Genomic DNA, 15518 nt, shown 5'->3' with positions numbered 1-15518 from the left:
CCGGCGCGGGGGAAAACGCCCGAACCCGAAGCGCGCAGAGGCTCCGCCGCTAGGATTCGAACCCAGACAAAGGCCTCCAAAGGGCCCTGTGCTGCCATTACACCACGGCGGACAGTCGTGTCAGACCCTACCCGAGAGGGCCCTGCCGTGGGTATCGAACTGCACCGATCCACGGCCTCGATTCGGCCTCCGGCGGCCGAACCCGCCGGAGGCGCGGTTCATCCATCCAGTCGGGTGAATTCACTCAAGCGCCGCGCGGCGGAGTGTTCCGCTGGACGCGGAGCGCAACCTACGATGCCGTAGGTTACGCCAACGTAGCTCCGCTTCTCTCCCGTTCCGGAACGCCGCGAAGGGACGCCCATGACCATTCAGGCAGGCGAGGCGCGCGCGGAGAACGCCGCGTCCCGCACTCCGTCGCCGGACACCGACCCGACCGACGTCATCGAGTCCGCCGACAGCGTCGAGACCGCCGGGACCGGCACCGCGGCCACCCGGCTGTCCGCCACCCGCGGCGGGGAGAAGCAGGGCCTGGCCGAGCGGATCGCGCTCTCCCTGTTCATCCTGGTGCCGTTCGCCGCCCTGGTGGCCGCCGTCCCGGTGGCCTGGGGCTGGGGGCTGGGCTGGACGGACCTCGCGATCACCGCCGGCATGTACTACCTCACCTGCCACGGCATCACCATCGGCTACCACCGCTACTTCACCCACGGCGCTTTCAAGGCCCGCCGCCCGATGCGCCTGGCGCTGGCGATCGCCGGCAGCCTCGCCGTCGAGGGCCCGCTGGTGCGCTGGGTGGCCGACCACCGCAAGCACCACCGGTTCAGCGACAAGGACGGCGACCCCCACTCGCCGTGGCGCTACGGGGAGAGCGTCCCGGCGCTGCTGAAGGGCCTGTGGTGGGCCCACATGGGCTGGATGTTCGACGAGGAGCAGACCTCGCAGCTCAAGTACGCCCCCGACCTGGTGCGCGACCCGGCCATGAGGCGGATCTCCCGGCTGTTCTGGCTCTGGACCACCATCTCGCTGCTGCTGCCCGCGCTGGTCGGCGGCCTGGTGAGCCTGTCCTGGGAGGGGGCGCTGTCCGCCTTCTTCTGGGGTTCGCTGGTCCGGGTGGCACTGCTGCACCACGTCACCTGGTCGATCAACTCGATCTGCCACGCCGTCGGCCGGCGCCCGTTCCGCTCCCGGGACCGCTCCGGCAACGTCTGGTGGCTCGCCCTGCTCTCCTGCGGCGAGTCCTGGCACAACCTGCACCACGCCGACCCGACCTCGGCCCGGCACGGGGTGCTGCGCGGGCAGATCGACTCCTCGGCCCGGCTGATCCGCTGGTTCGAGCTGGCCGGCTGGGTGCGGGACGTCCGCTGGCCGGACGCGCAGCGGATCGCCGCCCGCCGCGCCGCATGAGGCGTTGCTTCCAGCATGATGTAGGGGTGAACGGGAGCAGCGCAGACAGCACAGGCGGTCACCACAGCACGCGGACGGACGCGGCGCCCGCCTCGGCGCCGACCCGTCCGCGGCCCGCTGCACCGGCGGCCGGCCCCGGCGAGGGCGACTCCGCCCCGGCCCCGCGCCGCCGGGGCGGCCGGGTCCGGATGACCGGCAAGCAGCGGCGCGAGCAACTGCTGGAGATCGGCCGGACGGTCTTCGCGGAGCGCGGCTACGACGGCACCTCGGTGGAGGAGATCGCCGAGCGCGCCGGGGTGTCGAAGCCCGTGGTGTACGAGCACTTCGGCGGCAAGGAGGGGCTCTACGCGGTGGTCGTCGACCGCGAGATGCAGCTGCTGCTGGACATGGTGACCGGGGCCCTGACCGGCGGGCACTCGCGCGAGCTGCTGGAGCAGGCCGCCTTCGCGCTGATGGACTACATCGACACCTCGACGGACGGCTTCCGGATCCTGGTCCGGGACTCCCCGGTGGCCCAGTCGACCGGCACCTTCGCCTCGCTGATCAGCGACATCGCCACCCAGGTCGAGGACATCCTGGGCCTGGAGTTCAAGTCCCGCGGCTTCGACGCCCGGCTGGCCCCGATGTACTCGCAGATGCTGGTCGGGATGGTCGCGCTGACCGGGCAGTGGTGGCTGGAGGTCCGCAAGCCGGACAAGGCGACGGTGGCGGCGCACCTGGTGAACCTCGCCTGGCACGGGCTGGAGGGCCTGGAGCGGCACCCGAAGCTGGTCGGCGAACGCAAGGCCTGACCGGCCGGGGCCGTCGCGGGCCACCCCGTTCGGCCCAAGCGGCCCGGCGTCCGGCTCGGCCCGTCCGGCCCATCCGGCTCAGTCCGGCCGCCTGGTCCCCACCGCGAAGATCCGCCGGAACGGGAACACCGTCCCGTGCGCCCCGGCCGGATAGGCCTCGCGCAGCAGCCGCCCGTACTCGGCGAGGAAGGCGGCGCGGTCGGCCGGGTCGGTGAGCCGGGTGAGGACCGGGCGCAGCGCGGTGCCCTTGACCCACTCCAGGACCGGGTCCGCCCCCGGCAGCAGGGTCAGGTAGGTGGTCTCCCAGACGTCCGGGAGGCAGCCGGCGGCGACCAGGGCGTCGAGGTAGCGCTCGGGCCGGTGGACGCCGGCCCGGACGGCCTCCTCGCCGAGCGCGTCCCGCCAGCGGGCGCTGCGGCGCAGGTCGGCGAGCAGGGTGTGGCTGGGGGCGTCGAAGTTGCCGGGCACCTGGAAGGCGAGCACCCCGCCGGGTTCGAGGGCGGCCGCCCAGCGCGGCAGCAGCGCCAGGTGCCCGTCCACCCACTGGAGGGTGGCGTTGGAGACGATCAGGTCCGGCCGGGCCGGGGCCGGGTCGTAGTCGCGGGCGTCGGCGAGCAGGTACTCGGCACTGGGCTCGCCGTCGGTGCGGGCGGCGGCCAGCATCGGGGCGGAGTTGTCGACGCCGGTGAGGCGGGCGCGCGGCCAGCGCTCGCGCAGGACGGCGGTGGAGTTGCCCGGGCCGCAGCCGATGTCCAGGATCGCCTCGGCACCGGGGTGCGGGAGGGCGGGGACGCGGGCGAGCAGGTCGCGCAGCGGGCGGGTGCGTTCGTCGGCGAAGCGCAGGTACTGCGCCGGGTCCCAGACGGGATCGGTCATGGTTCACCTCGCAGGTATCTCGATATCAAGATATCTCGGGTAGCCTCGCTGGCACATTTCTCGATGTCAAGAGACTTCACATCGACACATCCACCGATACACTGATCGTCATGGAGGACGAGGTCGACAGGCTGGTCGCAGCGTGGCGCCGGGAGCGCCCCGACCTCGACGTGGAGCCGCTGGAGGTGCTCAGCCGGGTCAGCCGGCTCGCCCGGCACCTGGACCGCGCCCGCCGCGCCGCCTTCGCCGAGCACGGCCTGGAGCCCTGGGAGTTCGACGTCCTGACCGCCCTGCGGCGGGCCGGCTCCCCGTACCAGCTCTCCCCCGGCCAGCTGCTCACCCAGACCCTGGTCACCTCGGGCACCATGACCAACCGGATCGACCGGCTCACCGGCAAGGGCCTGGTCAAGCGCCTGCCCGACCCGGACGACCGGCGCGGCGTGCTGGTCCGGCTCACCGACGACGGCCGTGACCGCGCCGACCAGGCGCTCGCCGGGCTGCTCGCGCACGAACGCGAACTGCTCGCCCAGCTCAGCTCCGGCCAGCAGACCGAACTCGCCGCGCTGCTGCGGGTGCTGGTCGCCCCGTTCGACAACATCCCGGGCTGACGGCGGCTCCCGGGCTCCCCTGCCGCCGCGGCTCCCGACTCAGGGCCGTTCGACGCTGCCGACCACCGAGGGCGGCGGGGGCGCGGCCGGCTCGGCGGGACTGACCCCGGCCCGGCGGGCGACCGCGACGGCCGCCAGCGTCGAGTGCACCCCGAGCTTGCCCAGCACGTTCTGCATGTGCGTCCGGACGGTGTGCGGCGACAGGTAGAGCCGCTCCGCCACGGCCTGCCGGCCGAGGCCCGCGACCATGCAGCGCAGGATCTGCTTCTCCCGCGGGGTCAGGGTGTCCACCAGCCGCTCGCTCTCGGTGCGGTCCCGCCGGGCGGTGGTGAGCTCGCGGATCACCCCGGTGAGCAGCGCGGGCGGCAGGTGCGTCTCGTCCCGCAGCACGCCCCGGACCACTGCGAGCAGCCGGGCCAGCGAACTCTCCTTGGCCACCCAGCCGGTGGCGCCCGCATGCAGGGCGCGGGCGGCGCGGTGCGGGTCGTCGGCGGCGGCCAGCACGACGGCGCGCAGCCCGGGGTGGGCACGGCGGAGCCGGGCCAGCAGGGTGATGCCGTCGGGCGTCGGGGTCGCGGGTCTCAGCTGGTCGCCCCGCAGCGGGTCCGCCACCGGACGGGCGCCGGGCAGCGGCCCGCTCGACAGCGCGACGGGCGCCCCCGGCGGTACGGCCGGCCGGCGCGGCTGCGGTACGGGCGGGGCGGCGCGGCCGCGCCGGGCCTCGTCGCCGTGCTCCGCGCCCGGCCGCCGACGGGCGAGTGCTCCGCCGACTCCGGGTGCCCCCGGTCCGCCGGGCTGCCCGACCGCCCCGGGCCCGCCGGGTAACCCGGCCGTACCGGGCACTCCGGCCGTGCCGCCCGTGCCACCCGCCTCGACTCCGAGGTCGGCGTCGATCAGTGCCACGTCGTAGGCGCGGCCCTCGCCGGCCGCACGCTCCAAGGCCCGCTCGGCGGCGGCGGCACTGCCGGCCGCCCCCACCTCCACGTCCGGCTCGGCGGCCAGCGCCGCGGCCAGTGCCTCGGCGAAGATCCGGTGGTCGTCGACCACCAGGACGCGAATCCGCGCCATCGTCCCTCCCCCTGCTCAGACCGCCCGAGCCCGGGGCGGGACCGGCCCGGCATCCGCGCTCCGGAGCCGCCGTTCCGCCCGCCCACCGGTGGCCGGTGAGACCGAATGGGCGCCGGCCCCCACCGGTACCGCACTCAGCGTACGGGGCGGGAAACGCGCTCGTGGCGATTCGGTGAAGTTTCGTCAGAAGGTGCGCGGGCAGCCGGACTTGGAGCATCCGACCGCCCCCGCGGGGCGCCGCGCCCGGACGTCTTCCGAGTGCGGCGCCGCACCGGCGGTCGGGCCGGGATCTCCCCGACCGGCCCCTCCCCGGCGCTTGTCGCCCAGTGGCCGTTCTTCTGTCGCTCAGTGGCCGTTCTTCGCCAGGGTGAACTTCCAGGCGTCGGCGACGATCTCGTCTAGGTTCGGGCGGCGCGGGGTCCAGCCGAGCGTCTCGTGGGCGCGGGCGGCCGAGGCCACCAGCACCGCCGGGTCGCCGGCCCGCCGGCCCTCGACCCGCACCGGGATCTCCCGGCCGGTGACGCGCTTCACCGACTCGATCACCTCGCGCACCGAGAAGCCGCTGCCGTTGCCCAGGTTGCAGATCAGGTGCTCGCCCGGCTCGGCCGTGTCCAGCGCCAGCAGGTGCGCCTCGGCCAGGTCGGCGACGTGGATGTAGTCGCGGATGCAGGTGCCGTCCGGGGTCGGGTAGTCGTCGCCGTACACCGCGATGTGCGGGCGCTGCCCCAGCGCGGCCTGGAAGACCAGCGGGATCAGGTGCGACTCGGGGTCGTGCCGCTCACCGTACGCACCGTACGCGCCGGCCACGTTGAAGTAGCGCAGCGAGACGGCGGCCAGACCGTGCGCGACGGCCTCACTGGTGATCAGGTGGTCCACGGCGAGCTTGGTGGCGCCGTAGGTGTTGGTCGGCGCGGTGCGGGCGGTCTCGGCGATCGGCACGACCTCCGGCTCGCCGTAGGTGGCGGCGGTGGACGAGAACACCAGCTTGCGCACGCCCGCCGCGCGCATCGAACTGATCAGCTCCAGCGAGCCGGCCACGTTGTTGCGCCAGTACTTCTCCGGGTCCGCGACCGACTCGCCGACCTGCGAGGACGCGGCGAAGTGCAGCACGCCGTCGAAGGAGCCGTCCAGCACCTTGCCGGCCTCCTGGATCCGGCCCTCGACGAATTCGGCACCGTCCGGGACGCCCTCGCGGAAACCGGTGGAGAGGTCGTCCAGGACGGTCACCTGGTGCCCCGCCTCCAGCAGGTGGGCGGCGACCACGCTGCCGACGTAGCCGGCGCCACCCGTGACCAGGTACTTACTCATGTTGCGACCTCCAGCGAACGACGGTCCGCCCGTCGGGCGGAAGCCATCGACGGAATGCGTACGACTGGGGTCATTCTCCCAATCCCCCCGGGGTGCTCCGCACCACACGGACGACTGATTCCAGCCTTCTCACCGAGCCGTCGGCCACCGGTTCACGAGCCGTCAGCCACCGGCCATCCGCTCCAGCAGACCGGTGCGCGCCGCGACCGCGGCCGCCTCCAGCCGGGTCCGCGCGCCGAGCTTCATCAGCACCCGCTGGACATGGGTCCGGGCGGTACTGGCGGCGATCCGCATCCCGGCGGCGATCGCCGCGGTGTCCTCGCCGTCCGCGATCCGGGCCAGCACCTGCACCTCACGGCGGGTCAGCAGCCGCAGCAGCCGCACGGCCTCGTCGTCCGGCTCCGCCGCCGGGCGCAGCAGCTGGTCGAAGGCCCCCCGCAGGATGTCCACCGCGACCGCGGCCTCGCCCGCGCGCGCCCGCCCGATGGCCCGCTCGACCACCTCGATCCGCTCGTCGCTGGGCACGTACCCGGCCGCTCCGGCCGCGAACGCCGCCGCCACCCCGCGCAGTTCGCCCACCGGGCCGAGCACGATCACGGCCACCTCGGGGCGTTCGCGACGAATCCGGCGCAGCCCGTCGAAGGCGCCCGGCTCCCCCGGCCCGGCCACCCCCAGCAGGCACACCTCCGGCCGTCGCCCGACCACCAGATCGGCGGCGACGCCCGCCGGGGAACCGACCGCGAGCACCCGGTGACCGCGCAGTTGAAGTGCGGTGGCCAGCGCCTCCGCCAGCAACCGGTGGTCGTCCACCACCACGAGTCGAACACCCATGACGCCCTCCAGGTCGGGGTCCGGCTCGCGCCCGCACCCCTCGGGCCGGCGGCCGATGACGCACCATCACAGCGCATTCCGCACCCGCCCCGCTAGGCCGTGGCGTGTCGACCGTGCGGAACCGGCCGGGAAACGCGAAAGACCCCCGCCGTGAGGCGAGGGTCTTTCAGTGGAGCCCCCATGCGGAATCGAACCGCAGACCTTCTCCTTACCATGGAGACGCTCTACCGACTGAGCTATAGGGGCTTGCTCGCTTGCCGGTGTTTCTCCCGGCCGCTCGAACAAGGAAGACATTACACGGCTCCGGGCCCGGAAGGGAAATCGGCCTCCGCTCCGCCCGCACCGGGCGGCCGGAGGCGACTCAGCCCTCGCCGTGCGCCGCGTCGAACTCCTCGCGGGCCGCCAGCATCCGCCCGGCGCGACGCTCCGTCCACCGGCCGACCGGCTCCAGCAGCTCGGCCAGCTCGCGGCCGAGCGGCAGCAGGTCGTAGACCACCCGCGGCGGCGTCTCCGGGAAGACCGTACGGAGCACCAGCCCGTTGCGCTCCAGATTGCGCAGGGACTGGGTGAGCATCTTGCGGCTGACCCCGCCGATCCCGCGCTGGAGCTCGGAGAAGCGCTGCGAACCAGAGAGGTGCAGGCTCGTCAGGATCAGCATCGACCACTTGTCGGCCAGCTCGGCGAACACCTCGCGACTGGGGCACAGCCGCGCGAACCGGTCGTACTCCTGCCCGCCCCGGGCGTCGGACCCATCCCGGGCGTCGGGCCCACCCTGGACGTCGGGCCCGTCCTGCGCGCCTTGCCCGCCCGCTTCCGCGGGCCGTCCGCTCCGGGCCCGCGCCGCTCGCTCCGTCGTCATGCATCCAGGGTAGCCCGGCCGGTCTCCATTCCACCCTTGGTAACCAATAGAGACTTGGTCTACATTGGAGACCGAACGAGCCGGGGTCGCTGCCACCGTGTCGCGCCCCTTCCCGTCTCCACGCCCGCCCGCGCCCGTTCCCTTCCCTGGAGTGCCGCATGACCGCCGTCCGTCCGACCGTCGCCCTCGCCTACCACTCCGGCTACGGCCACACCGCCGTGATCGCCGAGGCCGTCGCCCGTGGCGCCGCCGCCGCGGGTGCCGAGGTCGTCACGATCGCCGTCGACACCATCACCGAGGAGCAGTGGGCCCAGCTGGACGGCGCCGACGCGATCGTCTTCGGCTCCCCCACCTACATGGGCACCGCCTCCGGCGCCTTCCACACCTTCGCCGAGGCCACCAGCAAGCGCTGGTTCACCGACGCCTGGAAGGACAAGGTCGCGGCTGGCTTCACCAACTCCGGCTCCAAGAGCGGCGACAAGGCCGGCACCCTCGGCTTCTTCCAGACCCTCGCCGCCCAGCACGGCATGAACTGGGTCAACCTCGGCCTCAAGCCCGGCTGGAACTCCACCGCCGGCTCCGAGAACGACCTCAACCGGCTCGGCTTCTTCAACGGCGCCGCCGCCTCGTCCGCGGTCGACGCCGGCCCGGAGGGCGTCCACAAGGCCGACATCGCCACCGCCGAGCACCTGGGCGAGCGCGTCGCCCGGCACACCGCCGTCGTGCTGGCCGGCCGCGCCGCCCTGGCCGGCTGAGCCCCCGCTCCGCTACGCCGCCGGGTCCGCCCCCCACCGGGGCGCCCGGCGGCGTCCGCCGTCCACCAGACCGTCGACCGGCCCGTCCGCCGAGCCGTCCGCCGAGCCGAGCTCCGCGCCGGTGTTCTCCGGCAGCATCCGCAGACACCCCAGCGCCAGCACCCCCAGCACCGCCAGGTACCAGCCCACCGGCTGCGCCGTTCCGTACACCCCGGTCAACCGGGTGGCCACCAGCGGCGTCGTCGCCCCGCCGACCACCCCGCCCAGGTTGTACGTCAGCGCCGCGCCCGTGTAGCGCACCCGGGTCGGGAACAGCTCCGGCAGGAACGCCGCCAACGGCCCGAACACGCCGCCCAGCACCACCATCGACCCCGCCAACGCGACGAACATCAACGGCCGGCTCACCGTCTCCAGCAGCGGGAACAGCACCAGCGCCCAGACCGCGGCCAGACCCGTCGCCCAGAACAGCGTCCGCCGACGGCCCCACCGGTCACTGCGCGAGGCGCTCAGCCACACCGTCGCCGCCATGCCCGCCGCGCCGACCAGCAGCATCGACAGCACCAGCGTGCTCGCCACCCCGAGCCCGCCGGTCGCGTACGCCAGCGCGTACGTCGTGGTCAGGTAGAACAGCGCGTACCCCACGGTGATCGCCCCGCTGCCCGCCAACACCGGACGCCAGTGCCCCCGCAGCACCTCCAGCACCGGCAGCCGCTCCCGGCGGCCCTCCGTCCGGAACAGCGGCGACTCCTCGACCCGCAGTCGGACGAACAGCCCCACCGCGACCATGACGAACGAGGCCAGGAACGGCACCCGCCAACCCCACGCACGGAACGCCCCTTCGTCCAAGCCGAGTTGCAGCGCCAGGAACACCCCGTTCGCCAGCACGAACCCGATCGTCGGCCCCAGCTGCAGGAACCCCCCGTACCGCCCCCGCCGCCCGGCCGGGGCGCTCTCCGCGATCAGCAGCGCCGCCCCGCCCCACTCTCCACCCAACCCGACGCCCTGACACACCCGCAGCACCACCAGCATCGCCGGCGCCCACCACCCCCACACCCCGAACCCCGGCAGCAGCCCCACCCCGGCCGTCGCCAGCCCCATCAGCAGCAGCGACACCACCAGCGTCGCCCTCCGCCCCACCCGGTCCCCGAAGTGCCCGAACACCACCGCCCCCACCGGCCGGGCCAGGAACGCCACCGCGTACACCGAGAACGCCGCCAACAGCGCCCCCACCGCGCCCAGCCCGGGAAAGAACACCGGCCCGAACACCAACGCGGCCGCCGTCCCGTAAATGAAGAAGTCGTAGAACTCGATCGCCGTCCCGATCAGCGCCGCAGCCGCCGCCCGACGCACCTGCCCGACCCGCCAAGCACCCTCCGCATCCATACCGCCAACCCTCGCCACCCCCACCCCACCCCCACCAGCCTCCACCCGAGTGACCCCGGCGCACACCCCCAACCCTCACGCCCCACGAACGCGCGCAAGGGCGCCAGGATGAACCCGACGCCCTCGCGCACGTGTCCGACCCCGAACGCGGCTACCTCGCGTACGGGTTGTCCTCCGGCGGCACCGGCGGCCGGTACGACGGCGGAGGCGGCGGCACCGCCCCCATCGGCTGCTGCAACGGCACCTGGACGGCCTCGGGCTCCCCGGCCGGCTTCCGCCTGCGCCGCACCACCACGAACACCACCCCGGCCACCACCAACAGGCCGGCAACCACACCGGCCACGATCGGCACCGTGCCGCTCGAACCCGAGGACTCCACCGCCTTCGGCTGCGCCGACGGCGCACCGACAGCAACATCCGTCGGCGTGCCAGCCGGGCTCGGCGCCGACGACGCGGCGACCGAGGCGCTCGCCGAAGGCGACGCGGCAGTCGAAGGTGCGACCGTCGCCGTCGGAATAGGTGAAACATCCGCCGGACCAGGGTCGCCCGGATCAGTCAACGCAACCCTGGGGCGGATCACGCCGTAGCCGATCAGCTCGTTGCGCGTGGACCCGTCATTCGGCTTGCCGGCCGTATTGATGAGCACTCGCAGGACCTGGTTCGCAGTCCAGTCCTTGTGGGCGGACCAGACAAGAGCAGCAGAGGCGGAAACCAGGGCTGAAGAATCCGAAGTGCCGTGGCTCTTGCAGTAACCAGTAGATGAAGTGCAGGCCCCGATGACATCCACACCTGGCGCGGCAAGAGCGACCTGCGGCCCCCGCTCGGACTCGGCCGTGACAGTTGCGTTTCGATCAACCGCCCCTACACCCACCACGCCGGGAAGAGCCCCTGGGTACTCGACGGGATTCCCCTTTTCGGCTTCGTTCCCGACACTCGAAAAGATGAGGACGCCCTTTTCCCTGGCGGTCGCAATGATCCGGTTCAGCTTGGCCACATCCTCCGGCTGGGGCATCACCGAATTCATGCCCTGCGAAATATTGATGACCTTCGCACCTTGGTCGACCGCGTAGGTGATTGCCTCTCCGATCTGCCCGAGGAAGTCAGCGGAGATCAACGTCCCAACAGACCCGTTGTTGATTTTGAGCGGAAGGATCTTGACGCCCGGAGCCAGGCCCTGGGCACCGGTGCCCCCGTTCCCCTTGCCCGTCCCGGCAATCAGACTGGCGATGCCCGTTCCGTGGCCGTCTCCGAACGAGCCCACGCCGCCGGAGCTTCCGCTGAAGTCCTTACCTGGCAGGAACTGCCCGTCCACGTCCGGATGATCCAGCTTGAACCCTCCGTCGATCACGGCGACGGTGATGCCCTGCCCCTTGGTGACCTTCCACATCTCCGGGGCGTGCATGGCCTCCAGATGCCACTGCTGCTGCCGGATCGTGTCCTCGGCAACCGCGGGTGCTGCGACCGGGCCGACCACGGTCCCCGCCGCCAGAAGTGCCGCAGCAGCAGCCCGCCAACGCGCTCGCGCGTTCGTCCGCCCCATCACAACTCCTCGTCAATCTCTCCGTCGACCGGGAAGCGCGCCCCGAACAAACCTGCCCGGCCACCGGGGAAGCCCAGTGGCCGGGCAGTCGTTGCCGTCCGCTGACGATCAATCATCGCGCGTACGGGTTGTCCTCCGGCGGCACCGGCGGCTGGTACGACGGCGGCGGAGGTACCGCCCCCATCGGCTGCTGCTGCGGCGGCACCGGCGGCACCTGGACCACCTCGGGCTCCCCGGCCGGCTTCCGCCGACGCCGCACCACCACGAACACCACCCCGGCCACCACCACCAGGCCGGCAACCACACCGGCCACGATCGGAAGCGTGCTGCTCGAACCCGAAGACTCCTCCGCCTTCGGCTGCGCCGACGGCGCAGCGACAGCAACATCGGTCGGCGTGTCGGCCGGGCTCGGCGCCGCCGATGCGGGAGTGGACGCACTTGCCGTAGGCGCCGGGGCCGCCGACGGCACAGCGGAGCTGACCGGAAGCGGTGACACGTTCGCAGGGCCGGGGTCCCCCGGGTCCGTCAGGGCAACACGCGGGCGCACGGCGCCGTAACCGACGATGTCATTGCGGCCGGACCCGTCATTGGGCTTTCCCGCGGTATTGATGAGCACCCGCAGAACCTGGTTGCCCGTCCAGCTCGGATGCGCTGCCCACACCAATGCCGCGGAGGCCGACACCACGGCGGTCGCATCCGACGTGCCATGACTCTTGCAGTAGCCCGTGGACGCGGTGCAAGCCGCGATCATATCCATGCCAGGCGCGACGAATACCACCTGCGGGCCTCGCTCGGACTCCGCCGTGACAGTGCCGTTTCGATCCGAAGCTCCGACGCCGACCACCCCGGGAAGCGCGCCGGGATATTCGATGGGATTCCCCTTCTCGGCTTCGTTCCCGACGGCAGCGAACACCAGGGCCCCCTTTTCCCTGGCCGCCGCGATGATCCCGTTGAGTTTTGCCACATCCGCCGGGAAGGCCGTCACCGCGTCGATCCCTTGCGAAATATTGATGACCTTCGCACCCTGAGCTACGGCATAGTCGACGGCCTGCCCGATCTGACCAAGGAAATCGGTCGAGACGACCGACCCGACTTTGCCGGTGTTGATCTTCAACGGAAGCACCTTGACGCCTGGCGCCAGCCCCTGTGCGCCGGTACCCCCGTTTCCCTTGCCCGTCCCGGCGATGAAGCTGGAGATCGCCGTGCCGTGGCCGTCCGCGAACGAACCCACACCGCCCGGACTTCCGCTGAAGTCCTGGCCGGGCAGGAACTGCCCCTCCAGGTCCGGATGATCGAACTTGAACCCGCTGTCAATCACCGCGACCGTGACGCCCTGTCCCTTGGTGACCTTCCACATCTCCGGGGCGTGCATGGCCTCCAGATGCCACTGCTGCTGCCGGATCGTGTCCTCGGCAACCGCGGGTGCTGCGACCGGGCCGACCACGATTCCCGCCGCCAGAAGTGCCGCAGCAGCAGCCCGCCAACGCGCTCGCGCGTTCGTCCGCCCCATCACAACTCCTCGTCAATCTCTCCGTCGACCGGGAAGCGCGCCCCGAACAAACCTGCCCGGCCACCGGGGAAGCCCAGTGGCCGGGCAGTCGTTGCCGTCCTACTCAACCACGTCCGGGTTGCTGTGCGGGGTACCGCTCGTCCAGGTTTCCTCGTCCTCGTGCAGGTAGTCGGCCCGCTTGCGGCGGTCGCGCTCGTTCCGGCCTCCGTGGCCCGCCGTTCCGGGCGCCATCATGCCGTTCTGCCTGGACAGGGACCCGCCTTCGGCAGCGCCCGCCGCGCGGTTGCGCAGGCCGGTACCGCCCGGAGTGAACTCCCCTCCGGCCGTCGGCCCCTTGCGGCCGCCGACCGTGCCACCGGTGGTCGAGGACAGGCCCCGGGCGCGTGAGCCGCCGCCAGCGCCGACAGCGCCACCGTGGGCGCCGCCCATGCCGGGATGCATGCCGCCGCCCATACCGGTCGCCCCACCGACCCGGCCGCCGCCGGCCCCCGCCTCACGGGCGCCGAAGACCGTTCCGCTGGGCAGCCCCGGGTTGCCGCCCTTCGCCTGCCCTGCGCCGCCGCCGAACTGGGTCGTACGCGCCGGGATCTGGCCGCCGCCCTTGTTGGGGACGAAGCCGCTGCCGCCACCCTTGGCCGGGACGGAACCGCCGCCCGTTCCGGTGGGGAAGCCCGGGACCGGGCCGCCGCCGGGGATACCGGGCCCGTTGTTCGAACCTCCCGGCCCGTTCGGGTAGCCGGGAAGGGTGGTCGGTCCGTCCGTGGGCAGGTGGCCGCCGCCGGGGCCGTACGGGCCGGTCTGGGTGGGCAGCGTCGGCGATGGGGGCAGGCTGTTGAGGTCGGTGCCCGGACGGTTCACCGGGTCCGACGGGTGGTACGGCGGGATCGAGGTCCCCGGGTCCTGCGGCGCGGGCGGCACCTGGCCGCCGCCACCGTGCGGCGGGGGCGGGGTGTTGCCCGGGTTGGACGGGCCGGGACCTCCGGAGCCGGGGTCCCGGGGCAGGATTTTTCCGCCGCCGTAGGTTTCGCCGCCACCCGGGTTGGACCCGCCGCCGACACTGCCGCCGCCCGTACGCGGGTTGCGGACGTAGCCGCCGGAGCCTGCCGAGCCACCGCTACCGCCCGAAATGGCGGACGAATCGTCCTTGGCGGTGCCGTCGCCAGGCGTCCCGGGCAGCACCACATCCGAAGGAATCCCGTTCAGCGTCGTCGTCGCCGCGCTGTACGCCTGCGCCAACTTCTCCATCTGGAGAACGGCTTCCTGGTGCTCCTTGTCGACCTTCGCCTTGGCCGCCGTGTACTCCGCGGTGGTCACCCAGTTGTAGGGCGGAACCGACTTCATGTACTCGTCGGGCGTCTGACCGATCACGTACAGCGGAACCTTGACCGACTTCGGCTGCTTGTTGTACGTCTCGACCGTCTGGATCTCCGTCTTCGGAGGCTCCGGCACGGCGACCTTGGCGGTGCTGAGCGCCTCACCGGCCTGATGCATCGCGTCGCCCGCGGTCGTGGCGTGTTCGCCGATGATCTGCGCCGACTGCTGCAGGTTGTTCACCCAGGTCTTGAAGCTCTCGGCAGCCGGGCCTTCCCAGGTGACGTTGCCGACGTGAGACTTCAGCGCCGCACTCAGTTCCTTCAGCACCCGGCCGGCCGACTGCAGTTGGGTACCGCGACTGAGGACCGTCGCCGGATCCGTGGTGGCCACCATCTTCCGCAGGTGGGCGTGTTCCATGCCTTCGAAGTTCGTGCTGCCTGACACTACTTGCTCCCCGTCTCCCCGTAGGTCTCTCCCCAGGCCGCCATCAGTAGTTGCTGCCGCTCGAACCCGGCGCCGACCTGCCGACGCCCGCATCCCTCGCGACGGCGTTCTGCGCGGCCGTCGTGTGGTCCTCGTTGGTCCCGTAGACGCTCGCCGTCCGCGAAACCGCCGTCTGCATCGCCTGGATCTGCGACGCGAGGTCCTTGTGCAGCTGGACGAGCTGGGCATGCACCTTCTCGTAGGCGCTGGTCAGGGCCGTCGCCTCGGCGAACTCCGCGCTCGCGAAGCTCTTGCCCGTCAGCTTCTGCTCCTGGAGCTTGTACGGCGCCGCGGGCGAGCCCTCCATCGCGGCGAGCAGTGCCTCGACCTTCCCCGCGAACGTCGTGAGCGTGTCGAGCTCGACCTTGACGTCCTGCTTGCCGAAGGCCGCCACCAGGTCGCCGGCGCTGACGTTGGTCTGCACCGTGCTGACGATGGGCGCGAGGTTGATCCCACCGCCCCAAGGCAACGTGATCTTCTGGTCCAGCATGAACGGCGTCGCGTCCCCCGAAGGGTTCGCCGGTGCAGGCGTCCCCGACCCGTCCCCGTTAGCTCCTGCCACAGCAGTTCACCTCTCCCCCATACGGCCGGCCGCGCCCGGGCGTCCCGGGCGGCCGCGTGCCGCAACACACCGTCAACTTCTGGTTCGCGCCGTCCTGGTCGGCACGCCGACCGCCCTGTGGACGGGCTACTCCTCCGTCATCGTAGTCACCCCCCCTGTCGGACCGGCAGGGCCCTTGGCCCGCCCGTACGCGATCGGTACGAACTTGACACGTACGAGGCGCCGCGGC

Annotated in this window: 14 protein-coding genes and 2 tRNA genes; 4 read left to right on the top strand and 12 right to left on the bottom strand. The window is 72.4% G+C overall.

Features of this window, described 5'->3' with window-relative positions:
• Nucleotides 1-41 precede the first annotated feature (41 nt).
• Nucleotides 42-112: transfer RNA gene (locus tag ACWDBE_RS29170), tRNA-Gln, on the bottom strand.
• 248 nt (nt 113-360) lie between these two features.
• Between ACWDBE_RS29170 and ACWDBE_RS29165 the strand changes: the two genes are divergently transcribed.
• On the top strand, nt 361-1401 hold the full coding sequence (locus ACWDBE_RS29165; RefSeq protein WP_449790419.1) for an acyl-CoA desaturase: 1041 nt from the start codon (nt 361-363) through the stop codon (nt 1399-1401).
• Between the two features lie 188 nt (nt 1402-1589).
• Nucleotides 1590-2192, top strand: coding sequence for a TetR/AcrR family transcriptional regulator (locus tag ACWDBE_RS29160; RefSeq protein WP_449790441.1), 603 nt, complete (start codon nt 1590-1592; stop codon nt 2190-2192).
• Nucleotides 2193-2270: 78 nt separating this feature from the next.
• Here ACWDBE_RS29160 and ACWDBE_RS29155 read toward each other — a convergent pair whose 3' ends face one another.
• Entirely contained in the window at nt 2271-3068 is a 798-nt protein-coding gene (locus tag ACWDBE_RS29155; RefSeq protein ID WP_449790418.1) for a methyltransferase domain-containing protein, read from the bottom strand.
• A gap of 110 nt (nt 3069-3178) precedes the next feature.
• Here ACWDBE_RS29155 and ACWDBE_RS29150 point away from each other — a divergent pair, with 110 nt between their 5' ends.
• Nucleotides 3179-3676 (top strand): MarR family winged helix-turn-helix transcriptional regulator, encoded by a 498-nt coding sequence (locus ACWDBE_RS29150; RefSeq protein ID WP_392873969.1) that lies wholly within the window; start codon nt 3179-3181, stop codon nt 3674-3676.
• Between the two features lie 39 nt (nt 3677-3715).
• Here ACWDBE_RS29150 and ACWDBE_RS29145 read toward each other — a convergent pair whose 3' ends face one another.
• The 5 genes from ACWDBE_RS29145 to ACWDBE_RS29125 all read right to left on the bottom strand — a co-directional run bounded on the left by ACWDBE_RS29145 (nt 3716) and on the right by ACWDBE_RS29125 (nt 7742).
• Nucleotides 3716-4744 (bottom strand): LuxR C-terminal-related transcriptional regulator, encoded by a 1029-nt coding sequence (locus ACWDBE_RS29145; protein WP_449809516.1) that lies wholly within the window; start codon nt 4742-4744, stop codon nt 3716-3718.
• Between the two features lie 345 nt (nt 4745-5089).
• A complete protein-coding gene (gene galE, locus ACWDBE_RS29140) occupies nt 5090-6052 on the bottom strand; it encodes a UDP-glucose 4-epimerase GalE (RefSeq protein ID WP_392914602.1) in 963 nt (320 codons plus the stop codon).
• A 162-nt stretch (nt 6053-6214) separates the two neighbouring features.
• Nucleotides 6215-6883: a LuxR C-terminal-related transcriptional regulator gene (locus tag ACWDBE_RS29135; protein WP_449790415.1), complete on the bottom strand. Its 669-nt coding sequence runs from the start codon at nt 6881-6883 to the stop codon at nt 6215-6217.
• 170 nt (nt 6884-7053) lie between these two features.
• Nucleotides 7054-7129: transfer RNA gene (locus tag ACWDBE_RS29130), tRNA-Thr, on the bottom strand.
• Between the two features lie 115 nt (nt 7130-7244).
• The gene (locus tag ACWDBE_RS29125) at nt 7245-7742 is read right to left on the bottom strand and encodes a winged helix-turn-helix transcriptional regulator (RefSeq protein WP_449790414.1); all 498 of its coding nucleotides are present in this window, start codon (nt 7740-7742) and stop codon (nt 7245-7247) included.
• A 158-nt stretch (nt 7743-7900) separates the two neighbouring features.
• Here ACWDBE_RS29125 and ACWDBE_RS29120 point away from each other — a divergent pair, with 158 nt between their 5' ends.
• The gene (locus ACWDBE_RS29120; protein ID WP_449790413.1) at nt 7901-8497 is read left to right on the top strand and encodes a flavodoxin family protein; all 597 of its coding nucleotides are present in this window, start codon (nt 7901-7903) and stop codon (nt 8495-8497) included.
• A gap of 12 nt (nt 8498-8509) precedes the next feature.
• Here ACWDBE_RS29120 and ACWDBE_RS29115 read toward each other — a convergent pair whose 3' ends face one another.
• The 5 genes from ACWDBE_RS29115 to ACWDBE_RS29095 all read right to left on the bottom strand — a co-directional run bounded on the left by ACWDBE_RS29115 (nt 8510) and on the right by ACWDBE_RS29095 (nt 15217).
• Nucleotides 8510-9880 carry an MFS transporter gene (locus tag ACWDBE_RS29115; RefSeq protein ID WP_449809515.1) on the bottom strand — a complete coding sequence of 457 codons (1371 nt, stop codon included), beginning with the start codon at nt 9878-9880 and terminating at the stop codon, nt 8510-8512.
• A gap of 151 nt (nt 9881-10031) precedes the next feature.
• Nucleotides 10032-11420 carry a S8 family serine peptidase gene (locus ACWDBE_RS29110; protein WP_449809514.1) on the bottom strand — a complete coding sequence of 463 codons (1389 nt, stop codon included), beginning with the start codon at nt 11418-11420 and terminating at the stop codon, nt 10032-10034.
• Nucleotides 11421-11532: 112 nt separating this feature from the next.
• Nucleotides 11533-12930 carry a S8 family serine peptidase gene (locus tag ACWDBE_RS29105; protein ID WP_449809513.1) on the bottom strand — a complete coding sequence of 466 codons (1398 nt, stop codon included), beginning with the start codon at nt 12928-12930 and terminating at the stop codon, nt 11533-11535.
• Between the two features lie 99 nt (nt 12931-13029).
• On the bottom strand, nt 13030-14781 hold the full coding sequence (locus ACWDBE_RS29100; protein ID WP_449809512.1) for a WXG100 family type VII secretion target: 1752 nt from the start codon (nt 14779-14781) through the stop codon (nt 13030-13032).
• The gene (locus ACWDBE_RS29095) at nt 14732-15217 is read right to left on the bottom strand and encodes a hypothetical protein (RefSeq protein WP_449809511.1); all 486 of its coding nucleotides are present in this window, start codon (nt 15215-15217) and stop codon (nt 14732-14734) included. Before ACWDBE_RS29095 ends, ACWDBE_RS29100 begins: the two co-directional genes overlap by 50 nt.
• Between the last annotated feature and the right edge of the window lie 301 nt (nt 15218-15518).

The sequence above is a fragment of the Kitasatospora sp. NPDC001132 genome (assembly GCF_053598415.1).
The sequence above is the reverse complement of the archived record's forward strand: the minus strand, read 5'-3'. Positions and strand labels throughout refer to the sequence as shown.

Excerpts from the sequence above, each read along its gene's own strand:
- ACWDBE_RS29125 (WP_449790414.1), bottom strand. The coding sequence starts at position 7,742 with ATGACGACGGAGCGAGCGGCGCGGGCCCGGAGCGGACGGCCCGCGGAA.
- ACWDBE_RS29100 (WP_449809512.1), bottom strand. The coding sequence starts at position 14,781 with ATGCGGGCGTCGGCAGGTCGGCGCCGGGTTCGAGCGGCAGCAACTACT.
- ACWDBE_RS29155 (WP_449790418.1), bottom strand. The coding sequence starts at position 3,068 with ATGACCGATCCCGTCTGGGACCCGGCGCAGTACCTGCGCTTCGCCGAC.
- ACWDBE_RS29095 (WP_449809511.1), bottom strand. The coding sequence starts at position 15,217 with ATGCTGGACCAGAAGATCACGTTGCCTTGGGGCGGTGGGATCAACCTC.
- ACWDBE_RS29115 (WP_449809515.1), bottom strand. The coding sequence starts at position 9,880 with ATGGATGCGGAGGGTGCTTGGCGGGTCGGGCAGGTGCGTCGGGCGGCG.
- ACWDBE_RS29150 (WP_392873969.1), top strand. The coding sequence starts at position 3,179 with ATGGAGGACGAGGTCGACAGGCTGGTCGCAGCGTGGCGCCGGGAGCGC.
- ACWDBE_RS29120 (WP_449790413.1), top strand. The coding sequence starts at position 7,901 with ATGACCGCCGTCCGTCCGACCGTCGCCCTCGCCTACCACTCCGGCTAC.
- ACWDBE_RS29135 (WP_449790415.1), bottom strand. The coding sequence starts at position 6,883 with ATGGGTGTTCGACTCGTGGTGGTGGACGACCACCGGTTGCTGGCGGAG.
- ACWDBE_RS29165 (WP_449790419.1), top strand. The coding sequence starts at position 361 with ATGACCATTCAGGCAGGCGAGGCGCGCGCGGAGAACGCCGCGTCCCGC.
- ACWDBE_RS29160 (WP_449790441.1), top strand. The coding sequence starts at position 1,590 with ATGACCGGCAAGCAGCGGCGCGAGCAACTGCTGGAGATCGGCCGGACG.
- ACWDBE_RS29145 (WP_449809516.1), bottom strand. The coding sequence starts at position 4,744 with ATGGCGCGGATTCGCGTCCTGGTGGTCGACGACCACCGGATCTTCGCC.
- ACWDBE_RS29110 (WP_449809514.1), bottom strand. The coding sequence starts at position 11,420 with ATGGGGCGGACGAACGCGCGAGCGCGTTGGCGGGCTGCTGCTGCGGCA.
- galE (WP_392914602.1), bottom strand. The coding sequence starts at position 6,052 with ATGAGTAAGTACCTGGTCACGGGTGGCGCCGGCTACGTCGGCAGCGTG.
- ACWDBE_RS29105 (WP_449809513.1), bottom strand. The coding sequence starts at position 12,930 with ATGGGGCGGACGAACGCGCGAGCGCGTTGGCGGGCTGCTGCTGCGGCA.